Source organism: Cupriavidus mimosae, from assembly GCF_023952485.1.
Lineage (GTDB): Bacteria > Pseudomonadota > Gammaproteobacteria > Burkholderiales > Burkholderiaceae > Cupriavidus > Cupriavidus taiwanensis_C.
Window position 1 is genome coordinate 85,332 of sequence record NZ_JALHRY010000018.1, and the last position, 22,566, is coordinate 107,897.

The 22,566-nt window shown below is 67.4% G+C and carries 25 protein-coding genes; 22 read left to right on the top strand and 3 right to left on the bottom strand.

The window, feature by feature from the left end; genetic code table 11:
• Positions 1 to 61 precede the first annotated feature (61 nt).
• The 3 genes from MKD50_RS26090 to MKD50_RS26100 all read left to right on the top strand — a co-directional run bounded on the left by MKD50_RS26090 (position 62) and on the right by MKD50_RS26100 (position 1,928).
• Complete coding sequence (locus tag MKD50_RS26090; RefSeq protein WP_115703017.1) at positions 62 to 523, top strand: hypothetical protein; 462 nt, start codon at positions 62 to 64, stop codon at positions 521 to 523.
• Positions 524 to 832: 309 nt separating this feature from the next.
• Positions 833 to 1,465 carry a response regulator gene (locus MKD50_RS26095; RefSeq protein ID WP_018006648.1) on the top strand — a complete coding sequence of 211 codons (633 nt, stop codon included), beginning with the start codon at positions 833 to 835 and terminating at the stop codon, positions 1,463 to 1,465.
• Positions 1,466 to 1,520: 55 nt separating this feature from the next.
• Positions 1,521 to 1,928 carry a response regulator gene (locus tag MKD50_RS26100; RefSeq protein WP_018006647.1) on the top strand — a complete coding sequence of 136 codons (408 nt, stop codon included), beginning with the start codon at positions 1,521 to 1,523 and terminating at the stop codon, positions 1,926 to 1,928.
• 4 nt (positions 1,929 to 1,932) lie between these two features.
• On the opposite strand, the gene MKD50_RS26105 is transcribed toward MKD50_RS26100, so the two are convergent.
• A complete protein-coding gene (locus tag MKD50_RS26105) occupies positions 1,933 to 3,336 on the bottom strand; it encodes a sensor histidine kinase (RefSeq protein WP_252669328.1) in 1,404 nt (467 codons plus the stop codon).
• Between the two features lie 343 nt (positions 3,337 to 3,679).
• Here MKD50_RS26105 and MKD50_RS26110 point away from each other — a divergent pair, with 343 nt between their 5' ends.
• Both MKD50_RS26110 and MKD50_RS26115 read left to right on the top strand, forming a co-directional pair.
• Complete coding sequence (locus MKD50_RS26110; protein ID WP_010812883.1) at positions 3,680 to 3,847, top strand: DUF1328 domain-containing protein; 168 nt, start codon at positions 3,680 to 3,682, stop codon at positions 3,845 to 3,847.
• A gap of 52 nt (positions 3,848 to 3,899) precedes the next feature.
• Positions 3,900 to 4,328 (top strand): DUF883 family protein, encoded by a 429-nt coding sequence (locus tag MKD50_RS26115; RefSeq protein WP_115703021.1) that lies wholly within the window; start codon positions 3,900 to 3,902, stop codon positions 4,326 to 4,328.
• A 194-nt stretch (positions 4,329 to 4,522) separates the two neighbouring features.
• Here MKD50_RS26115 and MKD50_RS26120 read toward each other — a convergent pair whose 3' ends face one another.
• The gene (locus MKD50_RS26120) at positions 4,523 to 4,846 is read right to left on the bottom strand and encodes a DUF1840 domain-containing protein (protein ID WP_115703022.1); all 324 of its coding nucleotides are present in this window, start codon (positions 4,844 to 4,846) and stop codon (positions 4,523 to 4,525) included.
• Positions 4,847 to 5,123: 277 nt separating this feature from the next.
• Here MKD50_RS26120 and argS point away from each other — a divergent pair, with 277 nt between their 5' ends.
• From argS to MKD50_RS26145, 5 genes are all read left to right on the top strand, one after another.
• A complete protein-coding gene (gene argS, locus MKD50_RS26125; RefSeq protein ID WP_115703024.1) occupies positions 5,124 to 6,920 on the top strand; it encodes an arginine--tRNA ligase in 1,797 nt (598 codons plus the stop codon).
• Positions 6,921 to 7,044: 124 nt separating this feature from the next.
• Positions 7,045 to 7,758 (top strand): SPOR domain-containing protein, encoded by a 714-nt coding sequence (locus MKD50_RS26130; protein WP_252669329.1) that lies wholly within the window; start codon positions 7,045 to 7,047, stop codon positions 7,756 to 7,758.
• 137 nt (positions 7,759 to 7,895) lie between these two features.
• Positions 7,896 to 8,531 (top strand): thiol:disulfide interchange protein DsbA/DsbL, encoded by a 636-nt coding sequence (locus MKD50_RS26135; protein WP_252669330.1) that lies wholly within the window; start codon positions 7,896 to 7,898, stop codon positions 8,529 to 8,531.
• A 136-nt stretch (positions 8,532 to 8,667) separates the two neighbouring features.
• The gene (locus tag MKD50_RS26140) at positions 8,668 to 9,474 is read left to right on the top strand and encodes an SDR family oxidoreductase (RefSeq protein ID WP_115703028.1); all 807 of its coding nucleotides are present in this window, start codon (positions 8,668 to 8,670) and stop codon (positions 9,472 to 9,474) included.
• 1 nt (position 9,475) lies between these two features.
• Positions 9,476 to 10,309, top strand: a complete 834-nt coding sequence (locus MKD50_RS26145; protein ID WP_115703030.1) for a helical backbone metal receptor — start codon at positions 9,476 to 9,478, stop codon at positions 10,307 to 10,309.
• A gap of 5 nt (positions 10,310 to 10,314) precedes the next feature.
• On the opposite strand, the gene MKD50_RS26150 is transcribed toward MKD50_RS26145, so the two are convergent.
• The gene (locus tag MKD50_RS26150; protein WP_252669331.1) at positions 10,315 to 11,391 is read right to left on the bottom strand and encodes an MBL fold metallo-hydrolase; all 1,077 of its coding nucleotides are present in this window, start codon (positions 11,389 to 11,391) and stop codon (positions 10,315 to 10,317) included.
• Positions 11,392 to 11,600: 209 nt separating this feature from the next.
• On the opposite strand from MKD50_RS26150, the gene MKD50_RS26155 reads away from it, so the two are divergent.
• The 12 genes from MKD50_RS26155 to MKD50_RS26210 all read left to right on the top strand — a co-directional run bounded on the left by MKD50_RS26155 (position 11,601) and on the right by MKD50_RS26210 (position 22,383).
• A complete protein-coding gene (locus MKD50_RS26155; protein WP_252669332.1) occupies positions 11,601 to 12,041 on the top strand; it encodes a MerR family transcriptional regulator in 441 nt (146 codons plus the stop codon).
• A gap of 122 nt (positions 12,042 to 12,163) precedes the next feature.
• On the top strand, positions 12,164 to 12,640 hold the full coding sequence (locus tag MKD50_RS26160; protein ID WP_115679124.1) for a PaaI family thioesterase: 477 nt from the start codon (positions 12,164 to 12,166) through the stop codon (positions 12,638 to 12,640).
• A 59-nt stretch (positions 12,641 to 12,699) separates the two neighbouring features.
• Positions 12,700 to 13,881, top strand: coding sequence for an isovaleryl-CoA dehydrogenase (locus MKD50_RS26165; protein WP_252669333.1), 1,182 nt, complete (start codon positions 12,700 to 12,702; stop codon positions 13,879 to 13,881).
• Positions 13,882 to 14,002: 121 nt separating this feature from the next.
• Positions 14,003 to 15,826 (top strand): bifunctional isocitrate dehydrogenase kinase/phosphatase, encoded by a 1,824-nt coding sequence (gene aceK / locus MKD50_RS26170; protein WP_240073435.1) that lies wholly within the window; start codon positions 14,003 to 14,005, stop codon positions 15,824 to 15,826.
• Entirely contained in the window at positions 15,823 to 16,494 is a 672-nt protein-coding gene (gene can, locus MKD50_RS26175) for a carbonate dehydratase (protein WP_252669334.1), read from the top strand. The genes aceK and can overlap by 4 nt, the downstream gene beginning before the upstream one ends.
• Positions 16,495 to 16,666: 172 nt before the next feature.
• Positions 16,667 to 17,845 (top strand): acetyl-CoA C-acetyltransferase, encoded by a 1,179-nt coding sequence (locus MKD50_RS26180; protein WP_115703041.1) that lies wholly within the window; start codon positions 16,667 to 16,669, stop codon positions 17,843 to 17,845.
• Between the two features lie 132 nt (positions 17,846 to 17,977).
• Positions 17,978 to 18,658, top strand: coding sequence for an SDR family oxidoreductase (locus MKD50_RS26185; RefSeq protein WP_062796281.1), 681 nt, complete (start codon positions 17,978 to 17,980; stop codon positions 18,656 to 18,658).
• Positions 18,659 to 18,689: 31 nt separating this feature from the next.
• Entirely contained in the window at positions 18,690 to 19,820 is a 1,131-nt protein-coding gene (locus tag MKD50_RS26190) for an acyl-CoA dehydrogenase family protein (RefSeq protein ID WP_240073437.1), read from the top strand.
• 94 nt (positions 19,821 to 19,914) lie between these two features.
• Complete coding sequence (locus tag MKD50_RS26195) at positions 19,915 to 20,571, top strand: 2-hydroxychromene-2-carboxylate isomerase (RefSeq protein ID WP_115703045.1); 657 nt, start codon at positions 19,915 to 19,917, stop codon at positions 20,569 to 20,571.
• Entirely contained in the window at positions 20,568 to 21,254 is a 687-nt protein-coding gene (locus MKD50_RS26200; RefSeq protein WP_252669336.1) for an HAD family hydrolase, read from the top strand. Before MKD50_RS26195 ends, MKD50_RS26200 begins: the two co-directional genes overlap by 4 nt.
• Positions 21,251 to 21,709, top strand: coding sequence for a YchJ family protein (locus tag MKD50_RS26205; RefSeq protein ID WP_115703047.1), 459 nt, complete (start codon positions 21,251 to 21,253; stop codon positions 21,707 to 21,709). Before MKD50_RS26200 ends, MKD50_RS26205 begins: the two co-directional genes overlap by 4 nt.
• Positions 21,706 to 22,383, top strand: a complete 678-nt coding sequence (locus MKD50_RS26210; protein ID WP_252669338.1) for a glutathione S-transferase family protein — start codon at positions 21,706 to 21,708, stop codon at positions 22,381 to 22,383. The genes MKD50_RS26205 and MKD50_RS26210 overlap by 4 nt, the downstream gene beginning before the upstream one ends.
• Positions 22,384 to 22,566: the final 183 nt, after the last annotated feature.

Here is a 22,566-nt window from a genome sequence, read left to right on the forward strand (position 1 = left end):
TCACCAGCGTGATCACCGCGGCGAATGTTTCGCCGTGGGGCATCCTGAAAGGAGTCTGTCCATGAAGAAACTGCTGCTCTCCCTGTCCGCACTGTCGATCGCCGCGGCTTCCTCGCTGGCCATGGCCCAGGGTACCGGCGCTGCCGTCGGCACCAAGGCCGATGTCGGTGCCTCGGTGACCACGCCCGCGCCCGCCGCGGCGGCACAAGGTGGCCTGAACGCCGTCGGCGGCGCCGCCACGGGTGCCGCGGGTGCTGCCGAAAAGGGCCTGTCGACCGCCGGCGCGGCGACCGACAAGGGCTTGTCGGCAGCGGGCACGGCGGCTGACAAGGGCCTGTCGACCGCGGGCGCCGCCGTCGACAAGAGCGCCGGCACCGCCGCCGACGCCACCGGCTCGGCCAAGGCAGAGGCCGGCAGCAAGGCCAAGCATGGCAAGCACGCCGCCAAGTCGACCAAGAAGTCGAAGGCCGACGCGAACGTGGGCGTCAGCGCCGGCGCGGAAGCGGGCGCGAAAGCGCAGTAAGCACCCCGGGTAGTCGCTTGCAGTACTAGCCACAGCCTCTACCGGTGCAGGCCGCGCCGGGCCCCCTCCAGGGAAGTTCACGGGCCTGACGCGCCGCAGCAAAGCGGGACGGATCTTATCCGTCCCGCTTTGCTTTCGTTGCAGCCGCAGCGCGCCCGCGGCCGGCCTTGCCACCGCGCGCATTGTCAGCCTGACACCGACAGCCCGAGCGCGCGCGCGGCACTACAATGACAACATCGCAAGCGGTTCCGCCTGCACCCGACGTGCACCGGGCCAAAGTGCCGGTCCGTTAAACCCGTGGAGCCCCACATGATCCGCGTCCTGATCGCCGACGACCACGAGATTGTGCGTGCCGGGCTGCGTCAGTTCATTTCCGAAGAACCGGATATCCAGGTGACCGGCGAGGCCGGCAGTGGCGACGAAGTCATGGCGCAGCTGCGCGATGCCGAGTTCGATGTGCTGGTGCTGGACATCTCGATGCCGGACCGCAACGGCATTGACGTGCTCAAGCTGATCCGCCAGCGCAAGCCCGACCTGCCGGTGCTGATCCTGTCGACGTACCCGGAAGACCAGTACGCGATCAACCTGATCCGTGCGGGTGCCTCCGGCTATCTGACCAAGGAAAGCGCACCCGACGACCTGGTCAAGGCGATCCGCACGGTGGCGCAGGGGCGCCGCTACGTCAGCGCCACCGTGGCCGACCTGCTGATCGGCGGGCTCGACAAGCCGACCGAGCAGCCGGTGCACCAGATGCTGTCCGAGCGCGAGTTCCAGATCTTCTGCAAGCTGTCGCGCGGGCAGTCGGTGTCGGTGATCGCCGATGAGCTGTTCCTTAGCGTCAAGACCGTCAGTACCTACCGTTCGCGCATCCTGGAAAAAATGGGCATGAAGACCAACGCTGACCTGACCTATTACGCGATCAAGAACGGCCTGGTGGAATAGCAGTTCAATCGCGGCCCCGCGCGGGCCGCCCCGGAAGGGACCCGCAATACAAAATATGTCGGAGCAGGATTCGAACACTTCCTACCGGGCGCTGAACGTGCTGCTGATTGAAGATTCGGCGGTCCTGCGTGGCATGCTGCTCGAATACCTGAAGGATTTCCCGTTTATCGAGAACGTCGACTGGGCCGATACCGAAGCCCTGGCGCTGCGCCTGCTCGGTGCCGGCAAGTACGACGTCGCCATCGTCGACCTGCAGTTGCGCCAGGGTAACGGCATCAACGTGCTGCGCGCGATGCAGCGCGCCGGCACCGGCACCGTGCGCATCGTCTACACCAACCATGCCCAGCTCGAGATGTACCGGCGCCAGTGCGCCGAGGCGGGCGCCGACTACTTCTTCGACAAGTCGCTGGAGCTCGAGCAGGTGTTCCGCGTGATCGAGGAACACGCCGCGCCGCAGGGCTGACGCCTCAGGCGCGTGCCGGCTCCGCACTCTCGGGTTCTTCCGCGGGCGCCAGCACGGAGGCTGTCAACGGCACTTCGATGCGGATGCGCACCCCGGCATCCGGCGACGAATCGATCTGCATGCTGCCGCCCAGCGCCGTGACGCGCTGCTCCATCCCCAGCAAGCCGTGGTGCCCGGCCTGGTTGCCGGCGTCGAAGTCCGGTGGCAGGCCCTTGCCGTCGTCGCGCACGGTCAGCGTCAGCAGTTCGCCCTGGCACGCCAGCGACACCTCGACGTGCCTGGCCTCGGAGTACTTGCTGGCATTGGTCAGCGATTCCTGCACGATCCGGTACAGCGCGATCGCAGCTTCGTCCCGCAGCGCCGGCAGGTCTTCGGGCACGCTGACCTCGGTCTCCCAGTTGTTGCGCGCACCCACTTCGTCGACCAGTTGAGTGACTGCCGCGCGCAGTCCCAGGTTGAGCAGCACGGTGGGGCGCAGGTCCTCGATCAGGCGGCGCTTGATCTGGATGCCCTGGTCCACGTGCAGCATCACGCGCGTCAGGCGCTCGGCCGCCACCGGCTGGTCCGCCTGTACCTTGCGCCGCACCCAGTGCAGGTCCAGCTTGATCGCGGTCAGGATCGCGCCGAGCTCGTCATGCAGTTCGCGCGCGAGGCGGGTCTTCTCGTCTTCGGTCACGCGCTGCAGGTGGCCCGCGAGCGCCGACAGCTGGCGCGTGCGCGCGCGCACCTTGCGGTCCAGCCGCACGCTCTCCTCTTCCAGCTGGGTGCGCACCGCCTCGGCCATCGACAGCCGCTTGGCGTGGCCGATGCCGACCGCCATCAGCAGGATGATGTTGATGGCGGTGAGCAGGCCGATGCCGTAGCGCGACAGCTGCACGTCGTTCTCGGCGCCCTCGAGCCGGTGCGAGACCGCGCCGGCCTCGCGCGCCTGCAACTGGTCGAGCCCGCGGCGGGCGTTGTCCATGGTCTGCTTGCCGTAGTCGGTGCGGATCAGGTCCAGCGCCACTTCCAGGTCGCGCTTGCCGTACACCAGCGTCAGCGCCATCTCGTTGAGCTTGCTGTTGACCAGCTTGGAGGTGTCGCCGAACTGCTTCAGGCCCTCCGGGTCATCGGCATAGCCCGCGCGGATCTGTGCCATCAGCTCGGCGATGCGCGGCAGCGCCTTGTAGTACGGCTCCAGGTAGCTCTCCTTGCCGGTCAGCAGGAAGCCGCGCTGGCCGGCCTCGGCATTGACCAGCTCGCCGTTGAGCGCGGCCAGCTCGGTCTGCAGGCGCTGCGAGCGGATCACGTCGGTATAGCTTTCACGCAGGCGGATATTGCCGGTTTCCGACGCCACCAGCACCGCCAGGGTCAGCAGGATGCCGCCCGCGAGCAACAGCGTGTGAGGGAGAAATGACTGCTTGAACATGGGGCAATTCCTATCGTGAAGGCGCGCTCGCCCGCCGCGGCGCCAAGGGAGGGCCCATGGAATCACATCGACCGCCATGGGTCAACCCGGCGCCGGTTTCCAAAGCTGCGTTTCGCGCCGGCGTGGCAGCCTCGGCGCGTGCGCGCCACGCGCCGCGCGGGGCCCCGCGTGGCGCGCGGCAGGCGTTGTAGGACTTGGCTGACAGCGGAATCGGCTGCCTGTCGGTATTGGCACGAAGCGTGGCTTTCTACGATGAGGCTATGAGCTTGCACCCGTTGGCGCAAGCCTCACATGGGCCCCGCCAGTGCGCCTGGCCTGGTCCGAAATCTTCGGGAGCCTAGCCATGCTGCAATATGCACTCGTATTTTTCGTCATCGCCCTGATCGCCGCGATTTTCGGCTTCGGCGGGATCGCCGCCGGCGCCGTGGAAATCGCCAAGATCCTGTTCTTCATCTTCCTGGTCGTGGCGCTGGTCGCCGCGGTGATGGGCCTCGTCCGCAGGGGACGATGAACCGGCGCAAGCCGGCCTGACCCCGTAGACCGACCGACCCTGAGGAGACCGTATGCTGACGCAGAACCCCAAAGTCCGGAAGGAACTGAACCACCTGTCCGACAGTGCCGACAGTGCGATCCGCCATATCAAGCATGCCGCGCGCGATACGCGCGAGGCCGCGGCGCCGGTGTCCAGCGAAGTCAAGTCGCTGATCTCGCAGCTCGAGCACACCATCCAGGTGCTGGCGCGCGAGGGCTCGGCCGAGAGCCTGCAGGCCGGCCACCGCCTGCGCGAACGCGCCAGCGACATGGCGCATCGCCTGCGCGCGCAGACCACCGACGGCATGATGCGCGCGCGCGAACGCATGGATGGTGCGGTGGTGCAGGCCCAGCACCGCGTGGCCGAGTCCCCGCTGAAGGCGGTAGCGATTGCCGCCGCCGTCGGCGCGGTGATCGGGCTGCTGCTGGCCAACGGCCGGCACCATGCCGATGAGGAGTAGCCGCGCGGATTCACACGACATGACCTGACGCGGAGCCCGGCTGGCGCGCCAGCCGGGCTCCGCCGGAATTCCCCCCTTTCCGGAACCCTCGACCGGAAGCCCGGCCGCCAGCTGTGGTGCCGGGTGTTTTTTTATCCGCGGGCGGCGGACTGGCGCGCAGCGGCGCTCAATGCCCTGTTGCCAGCAGGCCCTGCTCAGACGCCCCAGAGGACATTGGCTCCTTCGCGCTGCGAGGCGCGCAGCATGTCGAGGAAGGGATAGGCGCGCTGGCCCAGGTGCAGCGGCTCTTCCTCTTCTTCCTCGGCATCGGGCCGGGCCTCGATGGCGGTGTCGGCCGGATGGGCGCGGCGCGCATCGGCCACGGCTGCCTCAAGCTTGTGGATCGCGTGCGGCAGTTCTTCGACGGTGATCACCCCCCGTTCCCCGAGATGCTTGCCGATGATGCCCAGGAGCGTCACGGCCAGATCCTTCATCATGATCAGGTCCTGCGCGGCGTGGGATTTGAAGGTGATCAGCATGATGGTTTTTCCTTTCACGGAGAACAGTAGGCGGCGTCCCCGGGGGCGGGATGCCGCGCCGGTTCGGGCACGGTCTGGTGGGGCAGCCGGAGCGGATTGTGGTCCGTGGCCGTCCTTGCGCATGATGTCAGCATAGCACCTGATAAAATTGCGCGTTCCCGATTCCCATGCCTGGCACGCGGCGCGGCGTTGATTCGCCGTCACTTGCCGCGTTCGTGGCACCGGCGCGGCCCGCGGGGCCAGCGCCTGATACCAGCCCACAGGGCCTCCGACATCCATGCTGCCTGTTCAGACCTCCAATCTTGCCGCCGCGTTCACCGATGCCGTGCGCGCGCTCGCCCCGGCCGATGCCACCTTGCCCGCGATCACCTTCGAGCGGCCTAAGGTCGCCGCCCATGGCGACCTCGCCTGCAATGTCGCCATGCAGGTTGCGCGCGCGCTCAAGAGCAATCCGCGCGAGCTGGCGCAGCGCATCGTCACCGCGGTGCAGGCCGATGCGCGCGCGCAGGAGCTGGTCGCGACCATGGAGATCGCCGGCCCCGGTTTTATCAACCTGCGCCTGACGCCGGCGGCCAAGGCCGAGGTGCTGCGCGCGGTGCTGAACCAGGGTGACCACTACGGCGCGCGCGAGCGCGGCGTGCACGGCCAGGTGCTGGTGGAGTTCGTCTCGGCCAACCCGACCGGCCCGCTGCACGTCGGCCACGGCCGCCAGGCGGCGCTGGGCGATGCCCTCGCCAACCTGCTGTCGTGGCAGGGCTTCCATGTCCACCGCGAGTTCTACTACAACGACGCCGGCGTGCAGATCCAGACCCTGGCGCTGTCGGTGCAGGCGCGCGCGCGCGGCCTCAAGCCGGGCGACGCCAGCTGGCCCGAGTCGGCCTACAACGGCGACTACATCGCCGACATCGCCGCCGACTTCCTCGCCGGCAAGACCGTCAGCGCCTCCGACGGCGAGCCGGTGACCGCTTCGGGCAACGTCGAGGATATCGATTCGATCCGCAAGTTTGCCGTCACCTACCTGCGCAACGAGCAGGACATCGACCTGCAGGCCTTCGGGGTCAAGTTCGACCGCTACTACCTGGAGTCGTCGCTGTACAGCGACGGCCGCGTCGACGCCGCGGTGCAGTCGCTGATCGGTAAAGGCAAGACCTACGAGAGCGAGGGCGCGCTGTGGCTGCGCACCACCGACGACGGCGACGACAAGGACCGCGTGATGAAGAAGAGCGACGGCACCTATACCTACTTCGTGCCGGACGTGGCCTACCACACCACCAAGTGGGAGCGCGGCTTCACCAAGGTCATCAACGTGCAGGGCAGCGACCACCACGGCACCATCGCGCGCGTGCGCGCCGGCCTGCAGGGCCTGGACATCGGCATCCCGCAGGGCTATCCCGACTACGTGCTGCACAAGATGGTCACCGTGATGAAGAACGGCGAGGAGGTCAAGATCTCCAAGCGCGCCGGCTCCTACGTCACCGTGCGCGATCTGATCGAATGGTCCAACGGCCAGGATGACACCTGCGAGACCATCCGCGGCTGCCTGGAGCAGGGCGTGGCCGACTGGCCCGCGCACTTCACCCGCGGGCGCGACGCGGTGCGCTTCTTCCTGCTGTCGCGCAAGGCCGATACCGAATTCGTGTTCGACGTCGACCTGGCGCTCAAGCAGAACGACGAGAACCCGGTGTACTACGTGCAGTACGCCCACGCCCGCATCTGCTCGATCTTCGAGTCGTGGGGCGGCGCCGAATGGGAAAGCCGCCTGGCCGAACTGGCCGGCGCCGACCTGTCGGCCGTGACCGGTGCCGAAGCCAGCGCCCAGGCGCTGGCGCTGGGACAGCGCCTGGCCGAGTTCCCGGACATGCTGGCCGCGGCCGCGGCCGAACTGGCGCCGCACGCGGTGGCGTTCTACCTGCGCGACCTGGCCGGCGACTTCCACGCCTTCTACAACGCCGACCGCGTGCTGGTCGACGACGAAGCCGTCAAGCGTGCCCGCCTGGCGCTGCTGGCCGCCACGCGCCAGGTGCTGCGCAACGGCCTGGCGGTGATCGGGGTGTCCGCCCCGCGCCGCATGTAAGCAGGCAGCCGGCGCCCGGCCCGGGCTGCCCGGCAACGCACGGGGCCAGGCGGCCCCGGGGACGATCCGGTGCGGCCGCCGGCAGCACTGGCTCTATAATCCCGGCATCACCGAAGAGGACTTCATGCAACAGCAACGCAAGCGCGAGTCGCGCAATGTCCGCCGCAGCCAGCAACGCGGCGGTACGTTCCTGGGCCTGGTGCTCGGGCTGATCGTCGGGCTGGCCATCGCCGTGGTGGTCGCCCTGTACATCACCAAGTCGCCGACGCCGTTCCAGCAGAAACACGCCCCCCGGCCGAGCGAGCCCGGCAACGTTACCAGCCAGCTGCCGGCTCCGGCCCAGCGCGCCGACGAAGGCCCGAGCGACCCCAACAAGCCGCTGTGGAGCAAGACCCCGGCCAAGCCGGTGGGCCAGGCGCCGGAGCCCGAGCCCAAGCAGAACGGCCAGCCGCCGGTGGCGACCCGCCCGGCGGAGAAGCCGGTGGACAAGCCGGTGGACAAGCCCGTCGAGAAGCCGGCGGACAAGCCGCTCGCCACCAAGCCCGCCGAGAAGCCGGTGTCCGACCCGATCGCCGAGATCGCCCAGGCCGACGCGCACAAGGTTGGCTACCTGCTGCAGGTGGGCGCGTTCCGCTCGTCGGACGATGCCGACCGCCAGAAGGCCAACCTGGCGATGCAGGGCTTCGAGGCCCGCATCACCGAGCGTGACGTCAACGGGGTCAAGATGTACCGGGTGCGCCTGGGGCCGTTCAACCGCATCGAAGACATGAACAAGGCGCGCGACCGGCTGCAGTCGTCCGGTTTCGAGGCCTCGGTGATCCGCTTTACCAAGCAGTAGGCGGCACCGCTTAATACGCGGTAACCGCCGCAACACCGCAGCAACAGGTTCCCGCCAGGAGCGGCGGGCGCGCCGATGAACCGGGTGCCGCCGCCGCTGTCATACGCTCATCGTCCAAACCGCAAGGCCGTTCTCAAATGAAAAAACTCGCCGCACTGTTCGCCATGTTCGCCGCCGTGGGCGGCCTGCTGATGTCCGCCCCGTCGCAGGCGGCACCCACCGAAGGCAAGGAGTACCAGGTCCTGAAGACGCCCCAGCCGGTCGCGGCGGGCAAGATCGAGGTGACCGAGTTCTTCTGGTATGGCTGCCCGCACTGCTATGACTTCGAGCCCGACCTGGAAGCCTGGGTCAAGAAGCAGGGCGGCAATGTGGTGTTCAAGCGCGTGCCGGTCGCGTTCCGCGACGATCTGCTGCCGCACACCAAGATCTTCTACGCGCTGGAAGCCATCGGCAAGCTCGACGCCATGCACAACAAGGTTTTCAACGCCATCCACGTGGAGCGCAAGCGCCTGACCGACACCAACGAGATTGCCGATTTCATGGCCAAGAACGGCGTCGACCGCAAGGCCTTCGTGGATGCGTACAACTCGTTCACGGTGACGACCAATTCGCAGCGCGCCAACAAGATCGCCGACGCCTACAAGATCGACGGCGTGCCGACCGTGGTGGTGCAGGGCAAGTACGTGACCTCGCCCTCGATCGCCGGCAACAAGCAGGGTGCGGTGCAGACCATGGATTACCTGGTGGAGCAGATCAAGGCGAAGAAGATGTAATGCATTGGATGTCCTGCGGGTTTGCTCCCCTCTCCCGCAAGCGGGAGAGGGGAGCACACAAGCAAGACCTGTGGTTTGCCGAACGGCTGGTATCCTGTACCAGCCGTTTTTCATTTCGGACAGCCTTCTTCCTTCCATGCGTCCCCTCAAAGTCTTCCTCACCGGCGCCTCCAGCGGCCTGGGCCAGGCGCTCGCGCGCGAATATGCCGCGCAGGGCGCCATCCTCGGCCTGGTGGCGCGGCGCGAGGACGCGTTGCGCCAGTTCGTGGCCACCTTGCCCAACCCGGGCGCGGTGCGCATCTATGGCGCCGACGTGCGCGATGCCGAGGCGATGGCGCGGGCGGCGGACGACTTCCTCGGCCAGTTCGGCTGCCCGGATGTGGTGATCGCCAATGCCGGGGTCTCGGTCGGCACTGTCGCCAGCGAGCGCGAGGACCTCGATGCCTTCCGCCAGGTGATGGAAACCAACTGGTTCGGCGTGCTGACCACCTTCCAGCCCTTCCTGCATGCGATGCAGGCGCGCGAGCCCGGCCACTTCGGACGGCGCGGCACGCTGGTGGGCATCGCCAGCGTCGCCGGCGTGCGCGGGCTGCCGGGGGCCGGGGCCTACAGCGCTTCCAAGTCGGCGGTGATCAAGCTGCTCGAAAGCCTGCGGCTGGAGCAGCGCCGGCACGACATCCGCGTGGTCACCATCGCGCCCGGCTATATCCGCACGCCGATGACCGCGCACAACCCGTACCGCATGCCGTTCCTGACCGATGCCGACGTGTTCGCGCGCAAGGCCGTGCGCGTGATCGCGGCGGGCCGGCGCTTCCGCGTGATCCCGTGGCCGATGGGCGTGGTGGCGGCGCTGCTGCACGTGCTGCCGCGCTGGCTGTACGACGCGCTCGCCGCGGGCGCGCCGCGCAAGCCGCGCCGTGCCGACGCACCCCGGGAGCCCTGAGATGTGGCGCGACGCCATCGGCCAGCAGCATGCCGCCGCCACCGGCGTGGTGCGGATCGCCTCGCTGGTGCCGTCGGTGACCGAGCTGCTGTTCGCGCTCGGGCTGGCGCGGCAGATGGTGGCGCGCACCGGCTTCTGCATCCACCCGGAACCGGCGGTGCGCGCCGTGCCCAAGGTGGGCGGTACCAAGGACGTCAACGTGGCGCGGCTGCGCGAGCTGGCGCCCACGCATGTAGTGGTCAATATCGACGAGAACCGGCGCGAGACCGTGGATGAGATCCGCGCCTTCGTGCCCAACGTGATCGTCACCCATCCGTGCGCGCCCGAGGACAACCTCGAGCTGTACCGGCTGCTGGGAGGCATCTTCGGCTGCCATGCCGGGGCCGAGGCACTGTGCGCAGCGCTGCAGGCGCAACTGGATGCGATCCGCGTGCGGCCCTGGCCGGCGCGCCGCGTGCTGTACGCGATCTGGCAGGACCCGTGGATGACGGTGTCGCGCGACACCTATATCAGCCGCATGCTGGCGCTGGCCAACTGGCAGACCTGGCCCGGCGGCACGGACACCGTGCAGGCCTGCGAAGGCGGCGACTGCAGCCGTCCGAATGCGCCCGGCGAGCGCTATCCCACTTTCCGCTGGAGCGACGCGCTGGTGCGCGAGCTCGATCTGGTGCTGCTGTCGACCGAGCCCTACCGCTTTACCGAAGACCACGCCGACGCGCTCGAGCGCCAGCTGGGCAAGCCGGTGCTGCTGGTCGACGGCGAGATGCTGTCATGGTACGGCAGCCGCGCCGTCGACGGGGTGCGCTACCTGGCGGCGCTGGCGGCCGCCAACTGAGGCGCTCAGGCGGCGCGGAAGCGGATCACGCCGTCGTCGCCGGTTGCGCGCACCAGCTCGCCGCGGTGCCACAGGCAGTGCAGGTGCGCCAGCGACTCGCCCATGGCGAAGGTCATCTGGTGGATGTCGAACTGGCGCTTGAAGATCACGCTGACGATATCGTGCGCGCAGCAGGGTTTCTCGCGGCACGCCTCGAGCGTTTCGGCGAGGCGGTCGGCATGGTGCTCGCGCAGTTGCATGATGCGGGTATGCAGGTTGCGGAACGGGCGGCCGTGCGACGGCAGGATCAGCACGTCCTGCGGCAAAGGCTCGTACTTGCCCAGCGAATCCAGGTAGAGCTGCAGCGAATTGGCCTCGGGCTCCATGTCGAACACGCTGACATTGGTCGAGATGCGCGGCAGCACCATGTCGCCGGAGATCAGCACATTGGTGGCGGCGTTATGCAGCGCCACGTGCTCGGGCGAATGGCCAAAGCCGGTGATCACGCGCCAGCCGGAGGTTGCCGCGTCGGTGCCGATGCTCACCGTGTCGCCTTCCATCAGGCGGCGGTATTGGGCCGGCAGGTCGGGCACCAGCGACGGATAATAGGTCTTGCGCGCGCGCAGCTTTTCCTGGCTGTCGGCATCGGTCAGGCCATGCAGCGCGAAATGCGCGGCGGCCGCTTCGCCGCCGGCGCTTGAGCCGGCCCCGGTGCCGCTGCCCATCACGCGCGCGCTCATGTAGTCGCCCAGGCTCATCCACAGGCGCACGTCGAAACGCCGGCACAGCCAGTGCGCCAGGCCGACGTGGTCGGGATGGCTGTGCGTGACCAGCACGCGCACCACTGGCAGGCCTTCCAGCTCGTTGGCGAAGATGGTTTCCCAGTGCGCCTTGATGGTGTCGTTGGTGATGCCGCAGTCGACGATGGTCCAGCCGTCGCGTCCGTCCAGGCGGTCGCGCAGCAGCCACAGATTGATATGGTCGAGCGCGAACGGCAGCGGCATGCGCAGCCAGTAGACGCCGGGGGCGACTTCCTGCTTGGTGCCGGGCGCCGGCATGGTATCGCCGAACGGGTATTGGAGCTGGTGTTCGAGTGCGTTCATGAGGAGTCTCGTGGTCGAAGCCTGGCGGCGGGGCGCGGGCTTTCTCGTTCTGCCGGCATGTCCCCGATCATGCGCGAGGGGCGTGCAAGCACCGGTTGCCAGCCGATCTGGTTGACGCTAACGTAAACGTCAACCATACGGGTTCGTTTCCATCTTAAGCGAAAACTTGACTTCGCAACGAACGACCGTTCACTTTCTTTGGTCAGGCCATGTCAGCGACGCCAGCGGCGGCTTCCGCCACCTACACCATTACCGATCTCGCGCGTGAGTTTGACGTCACGCCGCGTGCTATCCGCTTCTACGAGGACCAGGGTCTGCTGGCACCGCAGCGCGAAGGGCCGGGCGGGCGCAAGCGCGTCTACAACGGCCGCGAGCGGACTCGGCTAAAGCTGACGCTGCGCGGCAAGAGGTTGGGGCTTACTCTCAATGAGATCCGCGAGATCCTTGATCTTTATGAATCGCCGCGCGATACCGCCCCGCAACTGGACCGGTTCCTGGTCGCGCTCGCGGCACACCGGCGCACGCTCGAACGGCAGCTGGAAGACCTGCAGGCGCAACTGGCCGAGATCGACCAGCACGAGCGCCAGTGCAGGGCCCTGCTGGCCGCGCAGGCCGGGGACGATGCGCCGGACCAGACCCATGCCGCCTGAGCGGCGCTTGCGCACGCTTCAGTGCGATTCATCATTGACGTTTACGTAAACGTAAATAGAATAGCCGGACAGTGCGTGGCCGTGCGCTGTCCGCCAAACAGGCCCCTACACCGGAATCCGCCATGACCGCCTCCATCGCCCATGCCGTGCCCGCTGAACCGGAACCGCTGTCGCCCGCGCGGGCCGACGCCATTGCCACCAGCTTCTCGCGCCAGGGGCTGATGCGCACCTTTGGCGCCGAGCTGGCGCGCGTGCAGCGCGGCGAGGTCGAGCTGGCAATGCCGTGGTCCGAGGGGGTGACCCAGCAGCACGGCTTTTTCCATGGCGGCGTGGTCGGCGCGCTGGCCGACAGCGCTTGCGGCTATGCCGCGCTGACGCTGGTCGGCGAGGAGGAGGCGGGCCTGACCGCCGAGTACAAGATCAACCTGCTGTCCCCCGCCCAGGGCGAACGCCTGGTGGCGGTGGGGCGGGTGCTCAAGCCCGGGCGCACGCTGATAGTGGCGCAGGGCGATGTCTACGTCGAGCAGGAAGGCCGCCGCAAGCCGGTGGCGACCATGCTGATGACGCTGTGCGTGGTCAAAACGCTGGGCCACGTCTGAACCGATCGATCCGGCAACACCGGAACCACCCGACACACCGATTCCTACAGGAGACCATCATGACTGAATTGCCAGGCCTGAAATTCGATCTGGGCGAAGACATCGAAATGCTGCGCGGCGCCGTGCGCGACTGGGCCCAGGCCGAACTGGCCCCGCGCGCGGCCGAGATCGACCGCACCGACCAGTTCCCGATGGACGCCTGGAAGAAGATGGGCGACCTCGGCGTGCTCGGGATTACCGTGGCCGAGGAATACGGCGGCGCCAACATGGGCTACCTGGCCCACATGATCGCGATGGAGGAAATCAGCCGCGCCTCCGCCTCGGTCGGCCTGTCGTACGGCGCGCATTCCAACCTGTGCGTCAACCAGATCCACCGCAACGGCACGGCCGCGCAGAAGGCGAAGTACCTGCCCAAGCTGGTCTCGGGCGAATGGATCGGCGCGCTGGCGATGAGCGAACCCAATGCCGGCTCGGACGTGGTCAGCATGAAGCTGCGCGCGCAGCTGAAGGGCGACCGCTACGTGCTCAACGGCACCAAGATGTGGATCACCAACGGCCCGGACTGCGACGTGCTGGTGGTCTACGCCAAGACCGAGCCCGAGCTGGGCGCGCGCGGCATGACCGCCTTTATCGTCGAGAAGGGCATGAAGGGCTTCTCGGTGGCGCAGAAGCTGGACAAGCTGGGCATGCGGGGCTCGCACACCGGCGAGCTGGTGTTCGAGGACGTCGAAGTGCCGGTCGAGAACATCCTCGGTGCCGAGAACGGCGGCGCCAAGGTGCTGATGAGCGGCCTGGACTACGAGCGCGCGGTGCTGTCCGGCGGCCCGGTCGGCATCATGAAGGCGTGCATGGACGTGGTCACGCCGTATATCCATGACCGCAAGCAGTTCGGCCAGAGCATCGGCGAATTCCAGCTGATCCAGGGCAAGGTGGCCGACATGTACACCACGCTGCAGGCGGCGCGCAGCTACCTGTACACGGTCGGCAAGAACCTCGACGCGCTCGGCAGCGACCACGTGCGCCAGGTGCGCAAGGACTGCGCCGCGGTGATCCTGTACACCGCGGAAAAGGCTACCTGGATGGCGGGCGAGACCGTGCAGATCCTGGGCGGCAACGGCTATATCAACGAGTACCCGGCCGGGCGCCTGTGGCGCGACGCCAAGCTGTACGAGATCGGCGCCGGCACCTCGGAGATCCGCCGCATGCTGATCGGGCGCGAGCTGTTCGCGGAAACGATGTAACGGTGCGCGGGGACGCCGGAATCACCTCCGGCGTCCCCGGACATCCGGGGCCCTGGCCCGGAACCCATTTACAATCTCACTACCCGTCGCAAGACCGTCACGCAGTCGTCCCCGTCGACCCATGTCCCACTTCCCCAAACTGCTCTCCTCGCAGATTGCCTACGATGTGGCGAGAACGATGCTCGACGGGTTCGACAAGCACTACCGCCTGTTCCGCGAGGTCAGCCACCAGGCCAAGCTGAAGTTCGAGGCCGGCGACTGGCACGGGCTGCAGCAGATCCAGCGCGACCGCATTGCCTTCTACAACGAGCGCGTGCGCGAATCCAGCGTGATCCTGGAAGACGAGTACGACGCCGAGAACATCGAAGACGAGATCTGGCAGCAGATCAAGCTGCACTACATCGGGCTGCTGACCAACCACCACCAGCCCGAGCTGGCCGAGACCTTCTTCAACTCGGTCTGCACGCGCATCCTGCACCGCTCGTACTTCAACAACGATTTCATCTTCGTGCGCCCGGCGATCTCGACCGAGTACATCGAGAACGAGGAATCGCCGACGCGCCCGACCTTCCGCGCCTACTACCCCGGAAGCCGCGAGGGCATGGCCGCTTGCTTCGAGCGCATCGTCCACAACTTCCAGCTGGAGCGCCCGTTCGAGGACCTGCAGCGCGACATCGGCTACGTGGTGCGCGCCGTCGGCGAGCATTTCGGCGACTTCCGCATCGCGCCGAATTTCCAGATCCATACGCTGTCGTCGCTGTTCTTCCGCAACAAGGCGGCCTTCATCATCGGCCGCATCGTCAACGGCGACCGCACTTTCCCGCTGGCGATCCCGATCCTGCACGGGCCCTCGGGCAAGCTGGTGCTCGACACGGTGCTGCTGAAGAAGGAACAGCTGCTGATCCTGTTCTCGTTCACGCACTCCTACTTCATGGTCGACATGGAGATCCCGTCGGCCTACGTGACCTTCCTGCGCGACATCATGCCGCGCAAGCCGCGCGCGGAGATCTATACCTCGCTGGGTTTGCAGAAGCAGGGCAAGAACCTGTTCTACCGCGACTTCCTGCACCACCTGCAGCATTCGTCCGACAAGTTCATCGTCGCGCCCGGCATCCGCGGGCTGGTGATGCTGGTGTTCACGCTGCCGTCGTACCCGTACGTGTTCAAGGTGATCCGCGATGTTTTCCCGGCGCCCAAGGAAACCACGCGCGAGCTGGTCAAGTCGAAGTACCAGCTGGTCAAGCAGCACGACCGCGTCGGCCGCATGGCGGATACGCTGGAATACTCCGACGTGGCCTTCCCGCTGTCGCGCTTCGACGATGCGCTGGTGCGCGAGTTCGAGCAGCACGCGCCGTCGATGATCGAATACCAGCGCGCCAAGGACGGCGGCGAAGAGATCGTGGTACGCCACGTCTATATCGAGCGTCGCATGACGCCGCTGAACATCTACCTGCAGGAAGGATCCGACGCGCAGGTCGAGCACGGCGTGATCGAATACGGCAACGCGATCAAGGAGCTGATCGCGGCGAACATCTTCCCGGGCGACATGCTGTATAAGAACTTCGGCGTCACGCGCCACGGCCGCGTGGTGTTCTACGACTACGACGAGATCGAGTACCTGACCGACTGCAACATCCGCCACGTGCCCCAGCCGCGCAACGAGGAAGAGGAGATGTCGGGCGAAGTCTGGTACACCGTGCGTCCGCACGACATCTTTCCCGAGACCTTCCGCACCTTCCTGCTGGGCGATGCGCGCGTCGGCGCGGCGTTCCTGCGGCACCATGCAGATTTTTTTGACCCTGCCATGTGGCAGAGCCACAAGGACCGGCTGCTGGCCGGACATGTCCATGACTTTTTTGCCTATCACCCTGCCGAGCGATTCATCAACCGCTACGGCGCTGTCCCTGAACTGCCTGCCGCCGACCCTGCAAGGAGAGTCGCATGAATGACGCCATCGCCCAGCTGTTCCGCAACAACCGCGACTGGGTGGACCGTGTCAACGCGGAAGATCCCGCGTTCTTCACCCGGCTGGCCAACCAGCAGGCGCCGGAATACCTGTGGATCGGCTGCTCCGATTCGCGCGTGCCGGCCAACCAGATCCTGGGCCTGGCCCCGGGCGAGGTGTTCGTCCACCGCAATATCGCCAACGTGATCGCGCACAGCGACCTGAACGCGCTGTCGGTAATCCAGTTCGCGGTGGAAGTGCTCAAGGTGCGCCATATCACCGTGGTCGGCCACTACGGCTGCGGCGGCGTCAAGGTCGCGCTCAAGCGCGAGCGCATCGGCCTGGCCGACAACTGGCTGCGCCATGTGCGCGACGTGGCCGACAAGCACGAGGCCTACCTCGGCACCATCCTGCGCGAGGAAGACGCGCATACCCGGCTGTGCGAACTGAACGTGATCGAGCAGGTCAGCAATATCTGCCAGACCACGGTGATCCAGGACGCCTGGGACCGCGGCCAGGTCGTCACGGTGCACGGCTGGATCTACGGCGTGTCCGACGGCCTGCTGCGCGACCTCGGCATGGCCGCCAGCAACAACGACGAGCTGCACGAGCAGCTGGCCGTGGCCTACCGCCAGTACGGCGAGCCGCCGCAGGCGTCGATCCGCTGAACTGAAGCTCTCATGCCATACAACTTAGTGATGGCGCTAAAACTTCGTCGTCCCCGCGAAGGCGGGGACCCAGCGGCTTTATCCCCGAAGGGGACGTGAAAGACGCTGGATTCCCGCTTTCGCGGGAATGACGGTGGTGGTTTACGTTGCACACAAAGCCAGGAGACCCGACATGGAAGAGATCGTCATCGTTTCAGCCGCGCGCACGCCGATGGCTGCGTTCCAGGGCGAATTCGCCAGCGTCACCGCGCCGCAGCTTGGCGCCGCCGCCATCCGCGCGGCGGTCGAGCGTGCCGGCCTGAAGCCCGAGCAGGTCGAAGAAGTAGTGTTCGGCTGCGTGCTGCCCGCCGGCCAGGGCCAGGCGCCGGCACGCCAGGCCGCGCTGGGCGCGGGCCTGCCGCTGAGCGTGGGCTGCACCACCGTCAACAAGATGTGCGGCTCGGGCATGCGCGCGGCCATGACCGTCTATGACGGCCTGGTCGCGGGCTCGTTCGACGTCGCTATTGCGGGCGGCATGGAAAGCATGACCAACGCGCCGTACCTGATCCCGAAGGGCCGCGGCGGTTATCGCATCGGCCACGGCATGATCTACGACCACATGATGCTGGACGGCCTGGAAGACGCCTACGACAAGGGCCGCGCCATGGGCACCTTCGGCGAGGACTGCGCCGCCAAGTACGGCTTCACGCGCCAGCAGCAGGACGAATTCGCGATGGAAAGCGTGCGCCGCGCGCAGCAGGCCACCGAGAACGGCGATTTCCGCTGGGAGATCGCGCCGGTGACGGTATCGGGCAAGGGCGGCGACACGGTGATCGATACCGACGAAGGCCCGCGCCGCATCAAGCTCGACAAGATCCCGTCGCTCAAGCCTGCGTTTGCCAAGGACGGCACCATCACCGCCGCCTCGTCGTCGTCGATCAACGACGGCGCCTCGGCGCTGGTGATGATGCGTGCTTCGACCGCGAAGGCGCTGGGCCTGCAGCCGATCGCCCGCATGCTGGGCCACACCACCCATGCGCAGGCGCCGGGCTGGTTCACCACCGCGCCGGTCGAGGCCATCGCCAAGCTGTACCGCAAGCTGGACTGGAACACCGACAGCGTCGACCTGTTCGAGATCAACGAGGCCTTCGCCGTGGTGCCGATGGCGGCGATGCACGACCTCAAGATCCCGCGCGACAAGGTCAATATCCACGGCGGCGCCTGCGCCCTGGGCCATCCGATCGGCGCCTCGGGCGCGCGCATCATGACCACGCTGATCGGCGCGCTGCGCAAGACCGGCGGCAAGCGCGGCGTGGCGAGCCTGTGCATCGGCGGCGGCGAGGCAACGGCGGTGGGGATCGAGATCCTGTAAGCCTGTCCCAAGTCCCGCTTGTTTTCTCCCCTCTCCCGCGCGCGGGAGAGGGAGCAAGACCGTGGCAGTTTGCACAATCCGCGGCCAGCCGTGCCGTCTGCGGCGCAGGCCAGTTTTTGAAAGGAGCAACCCTTGCCAACCGCCCTCATCCTCGGTGCCTCGCGCGGCATCGGTCTTGAATTCGTGCGCCAGTACCGTGCCGACGGCTGGCGCGTCATCGCGGCGGCGCGCACGCCCGAAGGCGTCGGTGCGCTGGAGGCGCTCGGCGCCGAGGCGCACCAGGCCGACCTGTCCGATGCCGGCGCGGTGGCGGGCCTGGGCTGGAAGCTCGATGGCGAGGCGCTCGACGTGGCGGTCTACAACGCCGGCGTGATGGGGCCGCGCACCGAGAGCGCGCAGCCGGTCACGCCGCCGGAGTTCGACCGCGTCATGCATGTCAACGTGCTGGGGCCGATGATGGCGCTGCCGTTGCTGCTGCCCTATGTCGAGGCCGGGCAGTCCGGCCATGGCGGCGTGCTGGCGGTGCTGTCCTCGCGCATGGGCAGCATCGGCGCGATGGAGCACAGCACCAGCTGGCTGTACCGCGTCAGCAAGGCGGGCGCCAACGCCGCACTGCGCGCGGTGGCGCTGGATGCGCGCCACGCTACCTGCGTCGCGCTGCATCCGGGCTGGGTCAAGACCGACATGGGCGGCCAGGAGGCCGACCTGACCGTGCAGCAGAGCGTCAAGGGCATGCGCCAGGTGCTGGCCAGCGTCAAGCGGCGCGACAACGGCACCTTCCACAACTACGACGGCACGCCCATCCCCTGGTAAGGGCGCCCGCACATCTGAACCCAGAACCGACATGCTGCTGACCCCCGAACAGGAAATGATCCGCGACGCCGTGCGCCAGTTCGCGCAGGAAGTGATCGCACCGCAGGCCGCGCAGTGGGATCGCGACAAGACCTTCCCCAAGGACGTGCACCGCGAGCTGGCGGCGCTGGGTGCCTATGGCGTGGCGGTGCCGGAGGAATACGGCGGCGCCGGACTGGACTACCTGTCGCTGGCGCTGATCCTGGAAGAGATCGCGGCCGGCGACGGCGGCACCTCCACCGTCATCAGCGTCAACAACTGCCCGGTGTGCAGCATGCTGATGTCGTTCGCCAGCGAGGCGCAGAAGCAGCAGTGGCTGGTGCCGCTGGCGCGCGGCGAGATGCTGGGCGCGTTCTGCCTGACCGAGCCGCACGTCGGCTCCGATGCCTCGGCGCTGCGCACCACTGCTGTCCGCGACGGCGACCACTACGTGCTCAACGGCGTCAAGCAGTTCATCACCAGCGGCCAGAACGCCGACGTGGCGATCGTGCTGGCGGTGACCGACAAGGCTGCCGGCAAGCGCGGCATCAGCGCCTTCATCGTGCCGACTTCGACCCCGGGCTACGTGGTGGCGCGGCTCGAGGACAAGCTCGGCCAGCATTCGTCGGACACCGCGCAGATCCTGTTCGAGGACTGCCGCGTGCCGGCCGCCAACCTGCTCGGCGATGAGGGCGGCGGCTACAAGATGGCGCTGTCGGGGCTGGAGGGCGGCCGCATCGGCATTGCCTCGCAGAGCATCGGCATGGCGCGGGCCGCGTTCGAGGCGGCGCTGACGTATGCGAGGGACCGGGAGAGTTTCGGCCAGCCGCTGTTCCAGCACCAGGCGGTGCAGTTCCGCCTGGCCGAGATGGCCACGCGCATCGACGTCGCGCGCCAGATGGTGTGGCACGCCGCCGCGCTGCGCGATGCCGGCCGCCCGTGCCTGAAGGAAGCGGCGATGGCCAAGCTTTTTGCCAGCGAGATGGCCGAGCGGGTCTGTTCCGACGCGATCCAGGTGTTCGGCGGCTACGGCTATGTCAGCGACTTCCCGGTCGAGCGCATCTACCGCGACGTGCGCGTGTGCCAGATCTACGAGGGCACCAGCGACATCCAAAAGATCCTGATCGCACGCGCGCTGGCCTAGCGCCGCCATTTGCGCGTACGATGAGCGGGCGTGCCGCGCCGGCGTCACGTTTTCCCGCAACCGGACCTGCCACCACAAGAATAGGGCCCCCGACATGACCGCAGCGATCGACTTCTACTTTGATTTCTCTTCGCCGTACGGCTATTTCGCCAGCACCCGTATCGACGATCTGGCGCAGAAGTACGGGCGCAACGTCGCCTGGCATCCGATCCTGCTGGGCGTGGTGTTCAAGACCACCGGCGCGTCGCCGTTGCCGCAGCTGCCGCTCAAGGGCGACTACAGCTGGCGCGACTTCGAGCGCACCGCGCGCTTCCACGGCATCGACTACAAGCGCCCCACGCATTTCCCGCTGCCGACCACGCATGCCGCGCGCGCCATGCTGTGGCTGCAGAACCATCACGGCGACGACCTGGCCGCCGCCTTCGCCCGCTCGGTGTACCGCGCGCTGTTCGTCGACGACATCAATATCGCCGAGCCGGCCGAGATCATGAAGCTGGCCGAGCCGCTGGGCGTGGACGTGCAGGCGCTCGATGCCGGCGCCACCAGCTACCAGATCAAGGACCAGCTCAAGGCCGAGATCGAGGTGGCGATGGCCAAGGGCGTGTTCGGCTCGCCCTTCGTCATCGTCGACGGCGAGCCGTTCTGGGGCTTCGACCGCTTCGACCAGGTCGAGGCCCACCTGAAGAGCCGCCGCCAGACCGAGCTCCGGGCCGTGCCCAACCTCGATATAAAGGAAAAGAAACCCGCATGACTGCAGCAACCCCCGACCATTCCGGCCGCTTCGATTGTGTGATCTTCGATTGCGACGGCGTGCTCGTCGACAGCGAGCCCATCGTCAACCGCGTGCTCAACCAGATGCTGAACGAACTCGGCATCGAGATCTCGCTGGAAGACTCCACGCGCCTGTTCCTGGGCCGCGCGGTGCGCGAGGAACTGGACATGATCGAACGCATGCGCGGCGCGCCGCTGCCCGAGAACTGGCTGTCGACCTGGCTGGCGCGCCGCAATGCGGTGCTGGAAGAAGAAGTCGCCGCGGTGGCGCATGTGCGCGAGGCGATCCGCGCGGTCGCTGCCACCGGCATGCCGGTGTGCGTGGCGTCGGGCGCGGATCGCGTCAAGGTCAAGCTGCAGCTGACCAAGACCGGCCTGGTCGAGCTGTTCCAGCAGGACCAGCGCGAGCATATCTTCTCGGCGACCGAAGTGGCGCGCAGCAAGCCCGCGCCGGACGTGTACCTGCTGGCCGCGCGCACCATGGGCGTCGAGCCCGCGCGCTGCGCCGTGGTGGAAGACAGCCCGACCGGCGTGACCGCGGGCGTGGCGGCCGGCATGACGGTGTTCGGCTACGCCGCGCGCAACGATGCCGCGCAGCTGCGCGAGGCCGGCGCGCGCACTATCTTCACCGATATGCGCGAGCTGCCGGAGCTGGTGGGATGACCGGCGCGAGGGCGGCGAAGGCAGCCAAGGCAACCCAGCGCCTGCCCAAGGCCGGGCCGGTGCCGTGCCCGTGCGGCAGTGCTGACTATGACGCCTGCTGCGGCCGCTTTCACCGCGGCGAGGCGCTGCCGCCCAATGCCGAGGCGCTGATGCGCTCGCGCTACAGCGCCTATGTGCTGAACGACATCGACTGGCTGCGCCAGACCTGGCATGCATCCACCTGCCCGGCCGACCTGGTGCCCGACACCGCGACGCGCTGGCTCGGCCTGGCGGTCAAGGCGCATGCGCAGCAGGACGACACGCATGCCGAAGTGGAATTCGTGGCGCGCTACAAGGTCGGCGGGCGCGCCTGGCGGCTGCATGAGCGCAGCCGCTTTGTCTGCGAGGCGCGCGCCCCGGGCGAGGCGCCGCGCTGGCTTTATGTGGATGGCGACATCATCGGGGAGGCAGCATGAGCATCGACAAGCAGAAAGAGCCCGAGTACCTGCTGTATTGCTTTGCCCAGTCCGGCAACGCCTACAAGGTGGCGCAGCTGCTGGAAACCGTCGGCGTGCAGCGCGGCCAGTCGTTGTGGCGCGCGCGCTTCGTCGATTTCTTCAACGGCGAGACCCGCACCCCGGAATACCGCGCCATCAACGTGATGGGCGAGGTGCCGGTGCTGGAGTTCGGCGGCCAGCGCCTGTCGCAGTCCGGCGCCATCCTCGAGACGCTGGCCGCGCGCCTGGATGCGTGCGGCCCGCGCAATGAAGCCGAGCGCGCCGAGGTGCTGCGCTGGCTGCTGTTCGACAACCACAAGTTCACCTCGTACACCGCCACCTATCGCTTCATGCGCACCTTCGCCAGGTCGCCCGATCCGGCCGTGCTGGAGTTCTTCCGCGCGCGCTGTGAAGGCGCGTGGAACGTACTGAACGCACACCTGGACGGACGCGACTTCGTGCTGGGCGAGCGCGCCACCATCGCCGACTTTTCGCTGGCGGGTTACGTCTTCTTCGATGACGAGATCGGCGTGCACTGGCGCAAGGAATATCCGCATATCCACGCGTGGACCGAGCGCTTCCGCGCCTTGCCGGGCTGGAAGCATCCCTATGAGCTGATGCCCGGGCACCCGTTGCCCAAGGCAGCCGGCTGAGGCCGGCCGCGGCAGGACGGCGGCAGGCGGCGCACAACCCTATCTGGCAAGAGACTCCGAGATGCCCACGCTCGCAAGCAAACTGAACGCCCGCTCCGAATCCTTCAAGGCCAATGCCGAGTCCATGCGGGCGCTGGTAGCCGACCTCAAGGCGAAGATCGCGAAGCTGGCTGAAGGCGGCGA

Coding starts and splice junctions, on each gene's coding strand:
- MKD50_RS26165 (WP_252669333.1), top strand. CDS start 12,700: ATGACTGAATTGCCAGGCCTGAAATTCGATCTGGGCGAAGACATCGAA.
- MKD50_RS26160 (WP_115679124.1), top strand. CDS start 12,164: ATGACCGCCTCCATCGCCCATGCCGTGCCCGCTGAACCGGAACCGCTG.
- argS (WP_115703024.1), top strand. CDS start 5,124: ATGCTGCCTGTTCAGACCTCCAATCTTGCCGCCGCGTTCACCGATGCC.
- MKD50_RS26135 (WP_252669330.1), top strand. CDS start 7,896: ATGAAAAAACTCGCCGCACTGTTCGCCATGTTCGCCGCCGTGGGCGGC.
- MKD50_RS26110 (WP_010812883.1), top strand. CDS start 3,680: ATGCTGCAATATGCACTCGTATTTTTCGTCATCGCCCTGATCGCCGCG.
- MKD50_RS26190 (WP_240073437.1), top strand. CDS start 18,690: ATGCTGCTGACCCCCGAACAGGAAATGATCCGCGACGCCGTGCGCCAG.
- MKD50_RS26155 (WP_252669332.1), top strand. CDS start 11,601: ATGTCAGCGACGCCAGCGGCGGCTTCCGCCACCTACACCATTACCGAT.
- MKD50_RS26120 (WP_115703022.1), bottom strand. CDS start 4,846: ATGCTGATCACCTTCAAATCCCACGCCGCGCAGGACCTGATCATGATG.
- MKD50_RS26205 (WP_115703047.1), top strand. CDS start 21,251: ATGACCGGCGCGAGGGCGGCGAAGGCAGCCAAGGCAACCCAGCGCCTG.
- MKD50_RS26090 (WP_115703017.1), top strand. CDS start 62: ATGAAGAAACTGCTGCTCTCCCTGTCCGCACTGTCGATCGCCGCGGCT.
- MKD50_RS26100 (WP_018006647.1), top strand. CDS start 1,521: ATGTCGGAGCAGGATTCGAACACTTCCTACCGGGCGCTGAACGTGCTG.
- MKD50_RS26115 (WP_115703021.1), top strand. CDS start 3,900: ATGCTGACGCAGAACCCCAAAGTCCGGAAGGAACTGAACCACCTGTCC.
- can (WP_252669334.1), top strand. CDS start 15,823: ATGAATGACGCCATCGCCCAGCTGTTCCGCAACAACCGCGACTGGGTG.
- MKD50_RS26145 (WP_115703030.1), top strand. CDS start 9,476: ATGTGGCGCGACGCCATCGGCCAGCAGCATGCCGCCGCCACCGGCGTG.
- MKD50_RS26150 (WP_252669331.1), bottom strand. CDS start 11,391: ATGAACGCACTCGAACACCAGCTCCAATACCCGTTCGGCGATACCATG.
- MKD50_RS26210 (WP_252669338.1), top strand. CDS start 21,706: ATGAGCATCGACAAGCAGAAAGAGCCCGAGTACCTGCTGTATTGCTTT.
- MKD50_RS26200 (WP_252669336.1), top strand. CDS start 20,568: ATGACTGCAGCAACCCCCGACCATTCCGGCCGCTTCGATTGTGTGATC.
- MKD50_RS26095 (WP_018006648.1), top strand. CDS start 833: ATGATCCGCGTCCTGATCGCCGACGACCACGAGATTGTGCGTGCCGGG.
- aceK (WP_240073435.1), top strand. CDS start 14,003: ATGTCCCACTTCCCCAAACTGCTCTCCTCGCAGATTGCCTACGATGTG.
- MKD50_RS26180 (WP_115703041.1), top strand. CDS start 16,667: ATGGAAGAGATCGTCATCGTTTCAGCCGCGCGCACGCCGATGGCTGCG.
- MKD50_RS26105 (WP_252669328.1), bottom strand. CDS start 3,336: ATGTTCAAGCAGTCATTTCTCCCTCACACGCTGTTGCTCGCGGGCGGC.
- MKD50_RS26140 (WP_115703028.1), top strand. CDS start 8,668: ATGCGTCCCCTCAAAGTCTTCCTCACCGGCGCCTCCAGCGGCCTGGGC.
- MKD50_RS26130 (WP_252669329.1), top strand. CDS start 7,045: ATGCAACAGCAACGCAAGCGCGAGTCGCGCAATGTCCGCCGCAGCCAG.
- MKD50_RS26195 (WP_115703045.1), top strand. CDS start 19,915: ATGACCGCAGCGATCGACTTCTACTTTGATTTCTCTTCGCCGTACGGC.